The sequence below is a fragment of the Agromyces italicus DSM 16388 genome (assembly GCF_000421545.1).
Classification (GTDB): domain Bacteria; phylum Actinomycetota; class Actinomycetes; order Actinomycetales; family Microbacteriaceae; genus Agromyces; species Agromyces italicus.
In genome coordinates this window covers 141,392-158,011 of record NZ_ATXF01000006.1, presented here as the reverse complement: position 1 = coordinate 158,011, position 16,620 = coordinate 141,392, and the positions used below count along the sequence as shown (strand labels likewise).

Sequence of the window (16,620 nt, the reverse complement as noted above, 5' to 3'; positions counted from 1 at the left end):
CCCGGCACGGGCGTGGGTCTCGCCGTGGGCGAGATCGAAGAGATGACGGATGCCTCGACGCGGGCGTTCTCCTCACGGGGCGACGCGCCGCTGGTGCTGCCCAAGCGCCCGTTCGACTTCGGCCGCTGGTTCGCGGCGACCGGCTGGCGACACATCGTCGGCGTCGTGATGGTGGTCTTCTCGCTGTTCCCGATCGTCTTCGTGGTCTCGTCGTCGCTGAACCCCAACGGCACCCTGACCGGCTCGAACGCGCTGTTCTCGAAGATCGGGTTCGACAGCTACGTGCGGATCCTCTCCGACCCGCAGGTGCCGTTCTCGACCTGGTTCGCGAACACGATGATCATCGCCGGGACGACCGCGGTGTGCACGGTGTTCCTCGGGGCGCTCGCCGCATATTCCTTCTCGCGTATGCGGTTCACCGGACGCCGGTTCGGGCTCATCTCGATCGTCGTCGTGCAGATGTTCCCGCAGTTGCTGGCCGTGGTCGCGATCTTCCTGCTCATGTCGACGATCGGCGACCTGTTCCCTGCGATCGGCCTGAACACGCACCTCGGGCTGATCATGGTCTACCTCGGCGGCGCGCTCGGCGTGAACACGTATCTCATGTACGGCTTCTTCAACACGGTGCCCTCGTCGATCGACGAGGCCGCCAAGATCGACGGGGCCGGGCACGCGCGCATCTTCTTCACGATCATCCTGCGGCTCGTGGCGCCGATCCTCGCGGTGGTCGCGCTGCTGTCGTTCATCGCCTCGGTGAACGAGTTCGTCGTGGCATCCGTGCTGCTTATCGACACCGAGAAGCAGACGCTCGCCGTCGGCCTCACGAAGCTCGTGTCGAACCCCCGCTACGCCGACTGGAGCGCCTTCTCGGCCGGGGCCGTGATGTCGGCGCTGCCGGTCGTCGCGCTGTTCCTCTTCCTCCAGAAGTACATCGTCGGCGGGCTGACCGCCGGCGCGGTGAAGTAGGGCGTTGCAGAAGCGCTGCCGAGACGACGCGTCTACGCGGCTGAGCCGCGCAGACGACGCGCCTGCGGGACCACCCGGCAGGCCTCGGGGCGCCGGCTCAGAACGAGACGGATTCGCCGGGTTGCATGCCCGACGCGGCGATGACGATCAGCGGCACGACGACCGCGGCGATGGCGATCACCACGCCGCCGATGCCGAACCCGAGGCCGATCGCGGTGGCGCGGTCCAGCTTGCGGCGAAGGCGGCGACCGGCGGGGGCGACCGTGTGCTGGGCGGCGGTGCCCGTCGCACTGGGAACCCCGGGTGTCGCCCGGGCGACCGCCGCGCCGCCCGCGGCGACCGCCGCCATCCGCGATGCGGGCGTCTCGGCACCCGGCACCCGCTCGTCGACGTACAGGTCGGTGCGGTCGTGGAACTTCGCGCCGACGACCGCGCGGATGCGGTCGAACCGCTGCCACGTCGCGGGGTCGGCCCAGGCGAAGCCGCCCGGCTTCATGACGATGAGCAGGTTGTCGCGCACCTCGACGTCGAGGTCGCCGGTCTCGTCGATGAGCAGCGCCATCAGGTCGGGCGTGAAGACGTAGAGCGCGTCGCGCTCGTAACCCTTCGGCACGTAGAGGCGGAAGTGCCGGTCGAAGTCTCCTTCGAGCGAGAGCCGCTGGTTCTCCTTCGGCGGGCGCGCGAGGCTCGAGCCGAGCAGTCCGTCGTTGCTGCCGGCGTCGAGGATCATGTTCGGCAGTTGCCGCGGCAGGTCGATCGCGAGGTACCCGACGTCGATGCCGCTCGCGGTCGCGCTCACGCTCGTCGTCACTCGGACGCCCGACTTCATGCGCACGGACCGGGCGGTCCGGGTGCCGCCGCGCAGATGACCGGACTGCCATCCGTCGGCGATGACCTTGTCGTACGCGGTGCCGTTCGACACCCGCTCCCAGAGACCGTCGCCGAGGGCAGGCGGGTCGCCGACGGCGCGGTACTCCCAGCCGTTGGCCTCCGCGAACGCGGCGAGTCCGCCGTCGTTCGCGATCAACTCGAACCCTGTGGTCACGGTCGCTCCCTTCGCGTCGCGGTCGCGGCCGCCGCTCCATTCTGCAACAGCGCCGCCCCGACCCTGCGCTCGCTCACGCGCGCGACGATGTCGCCGCTCCACGAGAGGATGACCCCATGCTGAGCCCCCATCACGACGGATCGCCGCTGCACGTCTCGACGCAGAGTCCCGCGCTCGGCGAGACCGTGCGCGTTCGGCTGCGGGTGCCCGAGAGCTTCGGCCCGCTCGCCTGGGTCGGCACCCGGTCGAACCCGAACCGCGAGCCGCGCTTCGACGAGGCGGCGCGCATAGCCGAGGTCGGCGACGGCTGGAGCTGGTGGGAGGCGAGCGTCGAGGTCGAGAACCCCGTGCACGGCTACCGCTGGCTGCTCGTCGGCGTCGACGGGCGCCAGCACTGGCTGAACCAGCTGGGGCTGTCGGCGATCGAGACGCGCGACGACGACGACTTCAGGATCGTCGCGCACGACCCGGCTCCCGAGTGGATCGCGGGCAGTGTGCTGTACCAGGTGTTCCCCGACCGCTTCGCGCGTTCGGCGGCGGCCGACGCGCGAGCGACGCCCGAGTGGGCGATCCCCGCGGAGTGGGGCGACGCGCTCGACCCCGAGCCGCCCGGTCGTTCGGCGCAGTTCTTCGGCGGCGATCTCGACGGGGTGCGCGAGAGGCTCGACCACCTCTCGGGCCTCGGCGTGAACCTCTTGTACCTGACCCCGGTGTTCCCGGCGCGATCGAACCACCGCTACGACGCCTCGACCTTCGATCACGTCGACGAGCTCCTCGGCGGCGACGACGCACTGGTGCGCCTCGTCGAGGCGGCGCATGCCCGTGGCATCCGTGTCATCGGCGACCTGACCTCGAACCACTCGGGCGACGCGCACGAGTGGTTCCGCACCGCGCAGGCCGAGCCGGCCTCGCCCGAGCGCGAGTTCTACTACTTCGACGACACGGCGCCGAACGGGTACGAGTCGTGGCTCGGCGTGCCGAGCCTGCCGAAGTTCGACTGGTCGTCGCACGAGCTGCGGCGCCGGTTCGTCGACGGCCCCGACTCGATCGTCGCGAAGTACCTGCGGGCGCCGTTCGGGCTCGACGGCTGGCGCATCGACGTCGCGAACATGACCGGCCGTCTCGGCGGCGTCGACCTGAACGCCGAAGTGCGCCGGGCGATCCGGCGCACGATGCTCGCGGTGAACCCCGACACGATCCTGCTCGGCGAGTCGACGAACGACGGCGCGAGCGACTTCCAGGGCGACGCGTGGCACGGAGCGATGAGCTACACCCCGTTCACCCGGCCGCTCTGGAGCTGGCTGCAGGCGCCCGGCAGCCCTGCCGGCGGCGGCATCGGCTTCGCGCTCGCGCAGGTGCCCGCGTACACCGGACGGCAATTCGTCGAGGCGCACCTGCGCTTCGCGGCGGGCTACCCGTGGCGCACCCGACTCGGCGGCATGAACGCCCTCGACACGCACGACACCCCGCGCTTCGCGACGCATGCGCGCTCCGGCACCGTTCCCGTCGGCTTCGGCCTCGCGGTCACGATGCCCGGAATCCCCGTGGTGTGGGCCGGCGACGAGTTCGGACTCACCGGCGAGGACGGCGAGGCCTCGCGCACGCCGATGCCCTGGGGCACCGAACAGGATGCCTCGGTCGCGCCCGTGCTCGACGCGTACCGCCGGCTCGTCGAGCTGCGGCGCTCGCACGAGGTGCTCGCGAGCGGCGGCATGCGCTGGCTCGCGGTCACCGACGAGCTCGTCGCGTTCGTGCGCGAGTCGGCCGAGGAGTCGGTGCTCGTCGTGGCCGCGCGCTCGGCGGCGGCGGCCCGGCTGTCCGGCCTGCCCTTCGGCACGCGCTCCGGCGGCGTCGGCGAGCGGCTCGTCGCGTTCGGAGAGGTGCGGCTCGAGGCATCCGATGCGCCATCGACCGACGTCGTGACGGCGCGCGCCGACGGGCCCGCGTTCGGTGCGTGGCGCCTGCCCGGCGTCGCCGCCCCGGGCTGGTGATCCGCCCTCGTGGCAGTGGTTCGAAGCACCCGCTGAGAGGTGATATCCTCGTACGGTTGCCGAATGCGGCACACGCCCCGATAGCTCAGTGGTAGAGCACTTCCATGGTAAGGAAGGGGTCGTCAGTTCAATCCTGACTCGGGGCTCTGGTTCTCGGTTCGTGGCGTTCACGCTTCGACTCGAAGCCTCCCGGCGGGGTAGCTCAGGTGGTTAGAGCACACGGCTCATAATCGTGGTGTCGCGGGTTCGAGTCCCGCCCTCGCTACCAGAAGCCCGGAACGAGAGTTCCGGGCTTTTCGTGTCTCTCGGGTGCAGCGCGAGACGCCGGCATGGTGTCACTCCATGCCGGCGTCTCGTCGTTGCGGTCTACCCGGCCTGATTGCGGCGGCGACGCGCGAGCATCAGCACGACGCCGAGGCCCAGCAGTACGGCGCCCCCGATTGCGAAGGGCAGCACGTTCGCCCCGGTGCTGGCGAGGCTGCTCGGCTCCGAGCCCGTGTCCGACCCGGCACCGGGGTCCGCGTCACCGGAGCCGCCCTCGCCGGGGGTGCCGCTCCAGTCGCCGGGGGTCTCGCCGCCGCCGTCGGGCGCGGCGGTCACGGTGAGCGCCGCCGAGACCTCGGTGCCGTCGGCGCCGATCACGACGAGGGAGTGCTCGCCGGGTGCGGTGTCGGCGGGGATCGTCATCGTGGACCGGAACGCACCTGCCTCGTCGGTCGTCGCCGTGCCGAGCACCACCGGCGTCGAGTGCAGTTCGACGCGCAGTTCGGCCTCGGGCCCGAAGCCGCTGCCCGACACGGCCACCGTCGCGCCCGCGACGACGGACCTGGCGCCGAGCTCGATGGCGGGCGTCGCCGGCTCGGTCGTGCCGCATCCCTCGTCGCAGACGCGGAACTCGGCGAGGACGGCCTTGTGGTCGCTCGGCCAGACGGCGTCGGGCGTGAGGATCTCGTCGGCGCTGTCGTCGTCGACGCGCTCGTCGCGCACGATGCTCGACTGCGGGCCGACGACGGCGGCATCGTCGATCGCGAGCCGCTCGTCGGGGGTCGCGAAGATGTAGTCGATGCGGTCGCGCTCGTCGGCCTCGGGCGCCCAGGTCAGCGACGAGGTCGGGAAGCGCTCGTTGTCGGACGGCCAGGTGATGCCGGGGTTCGCGACCGGGTCGGGGTGCACCTCGCGGTACGCGTCGACGAGTCCGCCGTCGAGCAGGGTCTGCGTGGTCTGCCACGGGATCACGACGCCGTTGTGGTCTTGAAGCCCGGCCGTCGCCGCAGTCCAGTCCTGCGCCGAGGGCTCGTTGAAGTCGCCGCCGACGATCGCGATCCGGCCGGCCGCGCGCTCGGCGGCGATGTCCTCGACGAGGTCGGCCGCGGTCGCCGGCCTCCCGGACTGCAGGTTCGCGGCGAGGATCTGCTCGACGTCGGTCACCGGGGCATCCAGCTTGTTCCAGGTGCCCCAACCGGCCGGCCAGTCGCCGCGGATCTCGCCGCCGTAGCCGCGCGGCAGGTAGGTGGTGTACCAGCGGTACTCGAGGTGGCCGCCGTACACGACGACCTCGGTGCCGTTGACGTCGATCACGGCCTTCGTCCACCAGCGGTCGATCGTGTCGCTCGAGATGATCGGGTAGCGCGACACCACGCCGGTGTCGGTCGCGATGAGGTGCTCGTAGCCGAGCAGCTCGGCGACCTGCGCGGGCGCCTGCCCCACCTCGGGCATGAACGTGACGTCGGCGTCGGTCTCGCGGATGATGTCGGCGATCTCCTGCGCACCGTTCGGGATCTGCGTTCCGCCGTGCCAGACGTTGAAGGCGAGCACGTCGAGCTCGCTCACCCCGTCGACCTCGGGCTTCGGATCGGCGGGCGGCGTCGTCGGCTCGGTCGGTTCGCCGGTGACGGTGAGATCGACCGGGCCGGCGAGCACACCGTAGCCGTCGTCCTCGAGCAGGTAGACGTCGTAGTCTCCGGCGCCCATGGTCGCGGTGTTCTGCGTCCAGCCGTCGCGCGCGGACGGCCCCCATGAGACCTGGCCGCTCGGCTCGGGCACGTAGCGCCAGTCGAGCGAGGAGGGACCCCCGGGTATCACCCCGTCGCGGTAGATGCCGATCCAGTTGCGCTCGTGCACCGCCTCGCCCGCGTCGAAGGTGATCTCGACCGTCTTGTCGGCGGCGATCGTCGTGGCATCTAGGCTCAGCGAGCCCCCGGCCGCGTGCGCCGGCGGCACGTACAGGAAGGCGGTGAGTGCGACACCGGCGCCGACGAGCGAGATGAGCGCTCGTCTCGCCGGCAGGGAGGCGGAAGCCATGCAGCTGGTCCTTTCAGAGGTGATCTGTCTGGACGCAACGGTAGGAGTGCGACGTGGCGCGGTCGTGGCCGGAAGGTGAACGGGGCCCGAGGTCGTCGTTCGTGTCGCGATCGCTCCTCAGCGCCGACGCGTGCGCGGTGACGGCAGCGACGACGGCATTCGCCCCGCAGAATTCAGGATGAGCGGTTCGACAGGCCTCTCACCAGCCCTGTCATCGCGCTCATCCTGCAAGATGCGGCTACTTGCCGTACCTCGAAGAGCGGCGCATCGCCTGTTGCTCGAGAAGAGTCCGCACCCGCTCAGATGATCACCGGGAACGTCGACATGATGACGATGCCGACGACGGCGACGACGAGCGCGAGGCCGAGCAGGGTGCGCGTGACCCATACCGGGTTCTCGCGCTGCGACATCGCGGTGAGGAACAGCACGAGTGCGAAGAGCACGGTGAGCAGCGAGTAGCGATCGCCGCGCGCATTGTTCTCGAGCGCCTCGTCGAACTTCGCGTCGGCCCGGGCGCTCGCCGCCGCGGCCTCGGCGGTGCCCGGGGGCACGTACTCGGGGCGGGCGAACGGGCCGTTCTCGACCTGGCCGTCGGCGACCCAGGCGTCGTACGCGGTGCGGAACTCGGGCGTGAAGCGGTCGCTGATGTAGTCGGCGAGCTCCTGGTTGCCGTCGCCCGTCGCCTCGACATAGGCCCCGTAGATGGTGAGGTCGAACGTCCGCGCGTCGCGTGCGGCACCGTCGGCCGATGCGGCTGCGATGCGGGCGCTCGACGCCTGGCTGAACGCGATCGACATCTCGCCGCCCCATTTCGACGACTCGAACCCGCACCACGCGGTCAGCACTGCCGTGATGGACAGCAGGAAGACGCCGACGATCTCGGTCGCACGCTTCCACTGATCACGTGGCGGCTTCTGTTCGTTCACGGTGCGGTCCCCTCGTCACGGCGCCGCAACGGCGCCCCCTGGGTGCAGCGTAGCCGGTGGGGGCCAGTGGTTCGCGAACGGGCGGGATGCCTCGCTACGGCGCCGATTCGCGGACGACGAGCCGGTACGGGGCCTGCTCGACGCGCGGCGGCGAGTGCGGGTCGTCGACGAGGCGCAGCACGGATGCCACGGCGAGACGCGCGAGCTCGGTGAGATCCGGGGCGACGCTCGTCAGCGACGGTGCGGCGAACGCCGATTCGGGCGAGTCGTCCCAGCCGACGACGGCGACCCGACCTGGCACCTCGATGCCGGCCTCGCGGAGGGCGCGCAGCGCGCCGATCGCGAGCAGGTCGTTCGCGCAGACGAGCCCGTCGAGCCCGTCGAGCGCGCCGTCGCCCCCGCGGCTCGCGAGCAGTGCGCGCACCCGGGCGTACCCCTCCTCGCGCGAGTAGTCGCCGACGGGCGACGCAGGGTCCCACGGCGACACCTCGAGGAGGTGCTGCGGCTTCGCCTCGAGCCCGGCCGCGCGCAGCGCAGATCGGAACCCTTCGAGGCGGAGGTCTGCGGCCGCGGCGCCCGACGAGGCATCCGGCACCACGCCCAGGAAGCCGAGGGTGCGGCGACCCGAGGCGATGAGGTGCGCTGCCGCATCACGCGAGGAGTTGACGCTGTCGACGACGACGCGGTCGACGCGCGCGGCGCGGATCCGCTCGCCGAGCACGACGAGCGGCGTGCGCCCGCGGGCGTCGGCCAGTTGTGCGTCGCCGAGCGACATGGGGCTCAGCAGGATGCCGTCGGTGAGGAGGGTCTGGAACCCCGCCGCCGCGCGGAGCTCGCGTTCGGGGTCGCCGTGGGTCTCGTCGACGACGACGTCGTAGCCGACCCGCTCGGCTGCGCCGACGACGGCGTGCGCGAGCTCGGCGAAGTACGGCAGCGAGAGGAACGGCACCGAGAGGGTGATCAGGTTGCTGCGTCCCACCCGGAGCTGGCGCGCCGCGAGCTGCGGCCGGTAGCCGAGTTCGGCGATCGCGGCCTCGACGCGCTCGCGTGTCGCCTCGCTCACGGGCACTCGCGCAGTGATGACGTTCGACACAGTGCGGTACGAGACGCCGGCGATTGCCGCGACGTCCTTGAGGGTCGGACCCCGTCCGCTCACCAGCGGTTCCTGACGTCCTCGGCCCAGCCGAGCAGGCCCGTCACCTCGATGCGTTCGCCGTCGGCGTCGACCCAGCCCGAGTAGTGGCCGAAGCACTGGTGCCCGTGCGAGCCGAACACGACGAGCTCGGTCGCGCTCACCCGATCCCAGAACGGCTCGAACCGCAGTTCGGCGTGCTCGCCGTGGATGCGCCACGGGGCGAGCCAGTCGCTCTCGTCGTACTCCCAGTCGAGCTCCTCGCTGATCTTGTGCAGGCGGCCGTCGACGACGACGGCGTTCTCGGTCGAGCCGGTGCCGTCGGTCCACCTGCCGCCGAGCTGAAGGCCGATCGTGCGGCCGTCGACGACGCCCGAGGCGGCGCCCCAGTTCCAGATCATCTTGTACGGCCAGCGCCCGCGACCGTGGTCGAGCACCGCCCAGCTCTCGCCCTCGGGCAGCTCGATGCGCTCGACGGGCCGGTCGCCGACCTCGAGCCAACCTGTCGCGGGGCGCGCGACATCCTTCACCGTGTACTGGAAGCGACGGCTCGACCAGGGCACCACGACGCCGAGGCTCTCGTGCCCGGCGGGCCGGTGCGCGATGATGTCGAAGCGCACGCCCTCGGCGCGGCCCCGCAGGCGCGTGCCCGAGCCGTCGGCGAGCTCATCGAGGTCGATCTCGATCGCCTTCGTGCGCGTTCGTGCCGGCCCGTCGCCGAGCGAGGCGGGCAGGGTCGCGCTCCCGCCGAGCGGCGCGATCGCCGAACGGTCGATCGTCGAACCGTCGCGGCGGTCGTGCACGAGGATCGCGTGCACCGCCGCGTAATCGATCGACGAGACCGTCAGCGCGACGATGTGGGTCGGCGTCGTGATCGCCCAGTACTCCCACCGCTTGTTCCTTCCCCACACGCGGCGGCCGTCGATGCCCGAGGTGTCGTGCAGCGGCGTTCGCGTCCAGCCGACGGCGTCGGGGTTCAGGCGGCCGTCGGGCCCGCAGAGGGCGACGGGGGCGGTGAGCTCGCGCTCGACGATCGTGCGGGCCATGGGGTTCCGTTCTCGGGTGGGCTCGGGTGGGCTCGGGTGGGCTCGGGTGGGCTCGGGTGGGCTCGGGTGGGCCGGGTGGGCCGGGTCAGCGGGTGGGACGGGTGGGCGCCGGCGAGGTCGGCGAGGTCGAGGCGGGGGATGCCGCGGCCGGCGCCGTGACCTGGTCGAACGCGGCGAACAGCTCGCCGATGACGCCGCGCACGCGGCCGGGGTCGACCTTGACGACGGTGCGGTCGGCGGTGAGCAGACCGTTGAGCTCGTCCTCGACGTCGGACAGCTGCGTGTACACGACGCCCGAGAGCCCGGCCGCGATCGCGGGCAGCACCTCGGCACGATGCAGCTCGACGAAACCGTCGGTGAGCGCGTCGATCGAGCGATAGCGACGGTAGCCGAACTCCTTCGGCCCGAACTCGTGCCCGGGCACGCGCAGGCTGTACCCGCCGTACTCGGAGACGACGACCGCGCGCCCGTCGCGGCCCCAGCCGCGCTTCGGCTTCAGCTTCCGGAAGTACACGTGCAGGCTCTCGAGGTCGCCGCCGCGCTGGTTGTGCCACCCGCTGGCGTGGTCGACGACCCGGTCGGGGTCGATCGCCCGGATCCGGTCGACGGCTGCGAGCGCGTCGAACTGCCCCCACCCCTCGTTGAACGGCACCCACACGACGACGCTCGGCGAGTTCTTCAGCAGCCGCACCGTCTCCTCGAGCTCGGCGGTGAACTCGGCGCGCCCCGCGGCATCCTGCCGGCCGAACAGCCGGTGCCTGCGGTCGTCGAGACGCACCGGCAGCTTCACCGGCAGCGTGATGACCGCCGGGTTGTAGCGGCGGCCGCCGTTCACCATGTCCTGCCAGACGAGGAGGCCGAGCCGGTCGCAGTGGTGATACCAGCGCAGCGGCTCGATCTTGATGTGCTTGCGCACCGCGTTGAAGCCGAGCTCCTTCATGCTGCGGAGGTCGTGCACCATCGCCTCGTCGGACGGCGGCGTGTAGAGGCCCTCGGGCCAGTAGCCCTGGTCGAGCACCGCCGCGTGGAAGACCGGCTCGCCGTTCAGCATGAGCCGCGGCCGGCCGAACGCGTCGGGGGCGACGCCGACCGAGCGCATGCCGACGTAGCTCTGCACGACGTCGTCGCCGAGGCGCACCTCGACGTCGTGGAGGAAGGGGTCGTCGGGGCTCCACCGGCGGGCTCCGGGCAGCGGGACCGTGAGCGGGCGCCCCGCCGGGCCCTCGGCCCGGGCGAGCTCGCGGCCCTCGGCGCGCACGATGACGGTCGCGAGGGGAGGGATGCCGTCGCTCGGCGGCTCGCCCGCGGCGGGGTCATCGGGCACGGATGCCTCGACGACGACCTCGATCGCCTCGGCGTCGAGTCTCGGGCGGAGATCGAGCGCCCGCACGTGCAGCGCAGGCACCGACTCCATCCAGACGGACTGCCAGATGCCCGACTGCGCGGTGTACCAGATGCCCCCGCGCTTCAGCGACTGCTTGCCGCGCGAGTGGGTCGAGGTGTCGCTCGGGTCGACGACGTCGACCGTCAGATCGTGCGGCTCGCCGTCGGCGAGGGCCTCGGTCACGTCGATCGAGAACGGCAGGTAGCCGCCCTCGTGCGCGCCGAGTTCGACCCCGTCGACGAAGACCCGGCAGCGCTGGTCGACCGCGCCGAAGTGCAGCAGCACCCGTCCCACGAGGAACCCCTCGGGCAGCCGAACGGTGCGCCGGTACCAGAGGTGCTCGCCGGGCCGGAGCTGACGCCCGACTCCCGAGAGCTCGGCCTCGGGGGAGAAGGGCACGAGGATTCGGCCGTCCCACGCGGTCGGCCGCCGGTCGTCGGCGGCGAACGCGTGCTCCCACCAGCCGTTGAGGTTCAGGTGGCTGTCGCGGGCGAGCTGCGGGCGCGGGTACTCGGGCAGCACGGCGTCGGGATCGAGGGTCTCGGCCCAGGGGGTGCGGCGGCTCATGCGCGGGGCTCCCCATGGGTGTCGGCCGCGGTGTCGGCGGCGGTGGCGCGCGCGGTCGCGCGACGCAGCACGCGTGCGCGGAGCGCGACCAGCACGGGCACGGCGATGAGCACGAGGGCCGCGACCGGGAAGATCTCGGGGCCGGGCACGGGGCGCTCCTGCCCGAGCTCGACGTAGCTGTGCGCCGCGCCCGAGATGACGGCGGCGCCGATCGCCGGGCCGATCACCATCGGCAGCATGACCGCCAAGATCATGCGGGCGCCCTGCACGCCGCCGGCCCGGTCGGCGGGGGTGGCGTCGCGCGTCATCGCCGAGACGGCGGCGATCGAGGCCATCATGCCGGCCATCATGAACGTCGCGGCGACGATCACCCAGGCGAAGTCGCGCACGAAGGCCATCGCGACCAGCCCCGCGACGAAGACGCCGACGGCCGGCAGCAGGAACCGCTCCTTGCCGATCCGATCCATCACGCGCCCGCCGACGACGCTGAGCGCCGAGGCCAGGATGAGCACGATGCCGAGCGCGATCGCGGAGGCCTCGAGTGCGAGCGAGTAGCGCAGGTAGATGAGCACGAACGGAATGAAGATCTGCGAGCTGATGCCGATCACGCACCAGATCGCGAGGGTGAGGAAGAGCACCGGCTCGCGCCGGACGGTCGAGGGGCGGAGACCGTCGACGACCGCACGCAGCACGTGCTGTTCGCGGGGTGCGACGCCGCGGTCGCGGACGAGGAACCAGGCGGCGACCCCCGTCGCGGCGGTGACGCCGCCGACCAGGGCGAAGAAGGCCGGCCACTGCCCGGCCTGCGTCATCGGGTCGAGCAGCACGAAGACGAGCAGCATCGCGACGAGCGGCATCGTCGCGAGCCATCCGTCGACCCGGCCGCGGTTCGCGGGCACGGTCGAGTCGGTGACCCAGGCGGCGAAGGCCGCGTCGTTCGCGCCCGAGCCGATGAAGCTCATGACGCAGTCGAGCGCGATGATCGCGACGACGCCCCCGATGAGCACGGGGGCGGCCTCCGCCGCGGCATCCGGTGCGCCGACGAGGCCGAAGGTCGCCGTCACCGCACCCCAGACGAGGTACCCGCCCGCGATGAGTTCGCGGCGGCGGCCGAACCGGTCGGACCAGGCGCCGACGATGAGGGTCGCGACGGTCGCTGCGATGGCGCTCGCCGCGACCATCCACGCGATCACGGCGGGGTCGGTCGAGATCGTCTCGTAGACGAACAGGTTGAGGTACATGTTCTCGATCACCCAGGCGAGCTGGCCGACGAGGCCGACGAGGATGATCGCGGCCCAGGTGCGGGGGCCGAGCGCAGGGGCGGTCGCGGTGCCGGCGGTCGGGAGGCCGCGAGGTGGGGTTCGGGTGGTCATCGTCCTCTGGGGGTTCTATTTCAACGTTGAAATCTTCGTGAATGCTAACAGATCGCTCGCGGTGTCGACGCCGCAGCTAGGGTGGCCCCATGACCGCCGCCACGCCCACCTCCAAGACCGAAGCGATCGGCGTCGTCGCGTTCGTGCTCGGCATCGTGCTCGTCCTCATCGACTTCGCGAGCATCTTCATCAACGCCGCCTTCATCCGATCCGGCGACTACACCTCGCTCTCGACGGTCTCGTTCGTCATGACCGCCATCGCGGTGGTGCTCGCCCTCACCGCCGTCGCGGTCGGCGTCGTCGCCTGCCTGCGAGGCGGAGCCACCCGGGTCTACGGCGCCATCGGCACCACGGTCGGCTCGATGGTGCTGCTCGAGCAGTTCGGCACCCTGATCTACGCGCTCATCGTCAACGCCTGACCTCGCGCCGTCGACGCCGAGCCCGCGCCACCTCCGCGGGCGGGTGCGCGCGACGGCGTCGACCTCTATCCTCGAACGTGGCCCCCGAGTGCGGGCGGCCGCTGACGAATCGAGGTCGAGGTGAGCGACGGATCGGGCGAGGGCCGCCCGCGCCCGCGAGGCCGCCGCGCTGCGCCGCGCACGACGCCCGCCTCACCGGTCGCGGCGGTCGCGGCACGCCTCTCGGCGACGGTCGATGCGTTCGCACGCCGATCGGCCCCTGCGGTCTCCGGCGTCAGGGCCTGGACGGCGGCGCACTCCGCCGTCGCCCTCACGGGGGCGGCGGCGCTCCTCTCGGTCGGGATCATCGCCGGCGGCGTCGCCGTCATCCAGGCGGGCGGTGGCGCAGCGGGCACCGAGGCCGCTTCGGAGCTCGAGACGCCCCGACCGACGCCGAGTGCCCCGGCGAGTTCGACGGCGTTCCCGCCCGTGCTGCCCACGGCGACGCCCGCACCCCCCGATCCCGCATCGGGCCCCGCCGAGCCCGTCGCCGACGAGCCCGTCGCCGACGAGCCCGCCGCCGACGAGCCCGCCGACCAACCCGACGACGATCCCGTTACCGAGCCCGAGCCCGAGCCCGAGCCCGAGTCCGACGACGACCACCCCGGCCGCGGTCAGGGGCCGAAGAAGCCCAAGGGCTGACGGAGCCGACCACGGGTCGCCCCCCTGTGCGTCTCGGCGGCGCCCCGCGGCATCCACCGGGCCTTTCACAGCACCGGGGACTACCCTGAAGCGTGACTTCTGAAGAACTTCCCGCCCCGGACGCGGCTCCCGCTGAGCCCGCCGCGACGACATTCGCAGACCTCGGTCTCGACGGGGCGGTGCTCAAGGCGCTCGACGACGTCGGCTACGAGACCCCCTCCGCGATCCAGGCCGCGACCATCCCGACCCTGCTCGAGGGGCGCGACGTCGTCGGCCTCGCCCAGACCGGCACCGGCAAGACCGCCGCGTTCGCGCTCCCCATCCTCGCCCGGCTCGACCTCTCGCAGAAGACGCCGCAGGCGCTCGTGCTCGCCCCCACCCGCGAACTCGCACTCCAGGTCTGCGAGGCGTTCGAGAAGTACGCCGCGCATCTGAAGGGCGTGCACATCCTCCCCGTCTACGGCGGGCAGGGCTACGGCGTGCAGCTCTCGGCGCTGCGCCGCGGCGTGCACATCGTCGTCGGCACGCCCGGCCGCATCATGGACCACCTCGACAAGGGCACCCTCGACCTCACGGAGCTCAAGTACCTCGTGCTCGACGAGGCCGACGAGATGCTCAAGATGGGCTTCGCCGAAGACGTCGAGACGATCCTCGCCGACACGCCCGACGACAAGCAGGTCGCCCTGTTCTCGGCGACCATGCCGGCGGCGATCCGCCGCATGTCGAAGCAGTACCTGCACGACCCCGAAGAGATCACCGTCAAGACGAAGACGCAGACCTCGGCGAACATCACGCAGCGGTCGCTGATCGTCTCGTACGCGCAGAAGGTCGACGCGCTCACCCGCATCCTCGAGGTCGAGAACTTCGAGGGCATGATCATCTTCGTCCGCACGAAGAACGTGACCGAAGAGCTCGCCGAGAAGCTGCGCGCCCGCGGGTACGCGGCCGCCGCAATCAACGGCGACGTCGCCCAGGCCCAGCGCGAGCGCACCGTCGAGCAGTTGAAGAACGGCAAGCTCGACATCCTCGTCGCCACGGATGTCGCCGCCCGCGGCCTCGACGTCGAGCGCATCTCGCACGTCGTCAACTTCGACATCCCGACCGACCCCGAGCCGTACGTGCACCGCATCGGCCGCACCGGCCGCGCCGGCCGCACGGGCGACGCGATCAGCTTCGTCACGCCCCGCGAGCGGAGCCTTCTCGCGCGCATCGAGAAGACGACGAAGCAGCCGATGACCCCGATGACGCTGCCGAGCGTCGACGACGTCAACGTGACCCGTCTCGCCCGCTTCGACGACCGCATCACCGCGGCGCTCGAGCAGAACGAGCGCATCGAGGGATTCCGCGACATCATCGCCCACTACCTGCGCCACCACGACGTGCCCGAGGTCGACGTGGCCGCCGCGCTCGCCGTGGTCGCCCAGGGCGAGTCGCCGCTGCTGCTCGAGCCCGAGCCCGAACGGCCCGCGCGCTTCGACCGCGAGCGGGGGCGTGACGACCGGGGCCGCGACGACCGGGGGCGCAGCGGCGAACGCCACGACCGGGGGCGCAGCGGCGACCGGTATGGTGACCGCTACGACCGCGACGACCGACCGGCGCGCCGCCCACGCGGCAGCGGAGTGCCCATGGCGACCTACCGCATCGCCGTCGGCCGACGCCACCGGGTCGAGCCGCGCCAGATCGTCGGCGCGCTCGCGAACGAGGGCGGCCTCAGTCGCGACGACTTCGGCGCGATTCAGATCAAGCCCGAGTTCTCACTCGTCGAACTGCCCGCCGACCTGCCCCGTGAGACCCTCGAGCGCCTCGCCGGCACCCGCATCTCGGGTCGACTCATCGAGCTGCGGCCCGATCGCGGTGCCCCGCGCCGGAGCGACCGCGACGGCCGCGGCGGAGGGTCGCGGTACCAGCGCGACGACCGCCCGCGTCGTGATGACCGGTACGCCCGAGACGACCGGCCGCCTCGTGATGGCGGGAACGCCCGAGACGACCGGCCGCCTCGTGACGAGCATGCCGACCGCGCCGAGGATTCGGGCGACGACCGCCCGGCGCGCAAGCCCCGGCACAAGGGTCCGCGCGACGAGTGACCCGCCTGGCGGGTGACCGGCGTCTGCGACTGACGTTCGCCGCGACCGCTGTGCTCGTGCTGCTCATGGGCCTCGCCCTGCAGCTGCCCGATCGCACGGTCGCGGTCGACCTCGCGGGGAGCGCGCTGTATGCGTGCCTCGCCGGACTCGCGATCGCGATCGCGTGGCCGCGGCTGCCCGGCTGGGCCGTCGCGACGGCCGGGTTCGGCGTCGCCGGCGCGGTCGAGCTGTTGCAGCTCGCCAGGCTCCCGGCCCGTCTCGTCGATGCGGTGCCGCTCCTGCGGTTCGTGTTCGGCAGCTCGTTCGATCCGCTCGACTTCGTCGGGTACATCCTCGGCGCGCTGCTGCTGATCGGGATCGTGTCGCTCGCACGGTCGCCGGTAACCCGGGGGCGGCGGCGAGGCGCGCCCGCCCCCTGAGCTCGGGGCGGCAGCCATTGCTGCGCCGGTGGCCGCCGACGGCTACCCGGGCATCACGCTGATGGCCGCCGACCGCCGGCTGCTCATCGGCAACACGAATCTGCACGCGCTCGAGGTCCCGCGAGCTACGGCGCGACGCGACCTGCGTCCCGATGTCGGCGAGCATCTCCTGACTATGACAGCTTGATTCAGGACCGGCATGACGGCTTGATTCAGGACCATCTCGCTGATTGCCGGTGTGTTGTGACGGTTTGATTCAGGACCACCCTCGACGGTTGTCGTGCTC

The 16,620-nt window shown here is 71.8% G+C and carries 14 protein-coding genes and 2 tRNA genes; 9 read left to right on the top strand and 7 right to left on the bottom strand.

Annotated elements, in window-relative coordinates:
• Positions 1–42 precede the first annotated feature (42 nt).
• Positions 43–966 carry a sugar ABC transporter permease gene (locus H516_RS0108735; RefSeq protein ID WP_026378594.1) on the top strand — a complete coding sequence of 308 codons (924 nt, stop codon included), beginning with the start codon at positions 43–45 and terminating at the stop codon, positions 964–966.
• Positions 967–1,063: 97 nt separating this feature from the next.
• Here the strand turns inward: H516_RS0108735 and H516_RS21295 are convergent, their stop codons facing one another.
• Complete coding sequence (locus H516_RS21295) at positions 1,064–2,011, bottom strand: hypothetical protein (RefSeq protein WP_022889340.1); 948 nt, start codon at positions 2,009–2,011, stop codon at positions 1,064–1,066.
• Positions 2,012–2,127: 116 nt separating this feature from the next.
• Between H516_RS21295 and H516_RS0108720 the strand changes: the two genes are divergently transcribed.
• The 3 genes from H516_RS0108720 to H516_RS0108710 all read left to right on the top strand — a co-directional run bounded on the left by H516_RS0108720 (position 2,128) and on the right by H516_RS0108710 (position 4,270).
• Positions 2,128–4,002 carry a glycoside hydrolase family 13 protein gene (locus H516_RS0108720; protein WP_022889338.1) on the top strand — a complete coding sequence of 625 codons (1,875 nt, stop codon included), beginning with the start codon at positions 2,128–2,130 and terminating at the stop codon, positions 4,000–4,002.
• Between the two features lie 74 nt (positions 4,003–4,076).
• Positions 4,077–4,148: transfer RNA gene (locus H516_RS0108715), tRNA-Thr, on the top strand.
• Positions 4,149–4,193: 45 nt separating this feature from the next.
• A tRNA-Met gene (locus H516_RS0108710) sits at positions 4,194–4,270 on the top strand.
• A gap of 98 nt (positions 4,271–4,368) precedes the next feature.
• Here H516_RS0108710 and H516_RS21290 read toward each other — a convergent pair.
• The 6 genes from H516_RS21290 to H516_RS0108680 form a co-directional block, all read right to left on the bottom strand.
• Positions 4,369–6,303, bottom strand: a complete 1,935-nt coding sequence (locus tag H516_RS21290; protein WP_022889337.1) for an endonuclease/exonuclease/phosphatase family protein — start codon at positions 6,301–6,303, stop codon at positions 4,369–4,371.
• A gap of 299 nt (positions 6,304–6,602) precedes the next feature.
• Positions 6,603–7,229: a hypothetical protein gene (locus H516_RS0108700; RefSeq protein WP_022889336.1), complete on the bottom strand. Its 627-nt coding sequence runs from the start codon at positions 7,227–7,229 to the stop codon at positions 6,603–6,605.
• Between the two features lie 94 nt (positions 7,230–7,323).
• Entirely contained in the window at positions 7,324–8,385 is a 1,062-nt protein-coding gene (locus H516_RS0108695; RefSeq protein WP_022889335.1) for a LacI family DNA-binding transcriptional regulator, read from the bottom strand.
• Complete coding sequence (locus H516_RS0108690) at positions 8,382–9,407, bottom strand: DUF2804 domain-containing protein (RefSeq protein ID WP_022889334.1); 1,026 nt, start codon at positions 9,405–9,407, stop codon at positions 8,382–8,384. The genes H516_RS0108695 and H516_RS0108690 overlap by 4 nt, the downstream gene beginning before the upstream one ends.
• An 85-nt stretch (positions 9,408–9,492) precedes the next feature.
• Positions 9,493–11,358, bottom strand: a complete 1,866-nt coding sequence (locus tag H516_RS19255) for a glycoside hydrolase family 2 protein (RefSeq protein ID WP_022889333.1) — start codon at positions 11,356–11,358, stop codon at positions 9,493–9,495.
• On the bottom strand, positions 11,355–12,731 hold the full coding sequence (locus tag H516_RS0108680) for an MFS transporter (protein WP_022889332.1): 1,377 nt from the start codon (positions 12,729–12,731) through the stop codon (positions 11,355–11,357). Before H516_RS0108680 ends, H516_RS19255 begins: the two co-directional genes overlap by 4 nt.
• A gap of 89 nt (positions 12,732–12,820) precedes the next feature.
• Here H516_RS0108680 and H516_RS0108675 point away from each other — a divergent pair, with 89 nt between their 5' ends.
• The 5 genes from H516_RS0108675 to H516_RS22100 all read left to right on the top strand — a co-directional run bounded on the left by H516_RS0108675 (position 12,821) and on the right by H516_RS22100 (position 16,521).
• Complete coding sequence (locus H516_RS0108675; protein ID WP_022889331.1) at positions 12,821–13,150, top strand: hypothetical protein; 330 nt, start codon at positions 12,821–12,823, stop codon at positions 13,148–13,150.
• 120 nt (positions 13,151–13,270) lie between these two features.
• Positions 13,271–13,831, top strand: coding sequence for a hypothetical protein (locus H516_RS21285; protein WP_022889330.1), 561 nt, complete (start codon positions 13,271–13,273; stop codon positions 13,829–13,831).
• A gap of 92 nt (positions 13,832–13,923) precedes the next feature.
• A complete protein-coding gene (locus tag H516_RS19245) occupies positions 13,924–15,915 on the top strand; it encodes a DEAD/DEAH box helicase (RefSeq protein WP_022889329.1) in 1,992 nt (663 codons plus the stop codon).
• On the top strand, positions 15,912–16,334 hold the full coding sequence (locus H516_RS21280) for a DUF2809 domain-containing protein (protein WP_022889328.1): 423 nt from the start codon (positions 15,912–15,914) through the stop codon (positions 16,332–16,334). Before H516_RS19245 ends, H516_RS21280 begins: the two co-directional genes overlap by 4 nt.
• A 28-nt stretch (positions 16,335–16,362) precedes the next feature.
• Positions 16,363–16,521, top strand: a complete 159-nt coding sequence (locus H516_RS22100) for a hypothetical protein (protein WP_022889327.1) — start codon at positions 16,363–16,365, stop codon at positions 16,519–16,521.
• Positions 16,522–16,620 lie beyond the last annotated feature (99 nt).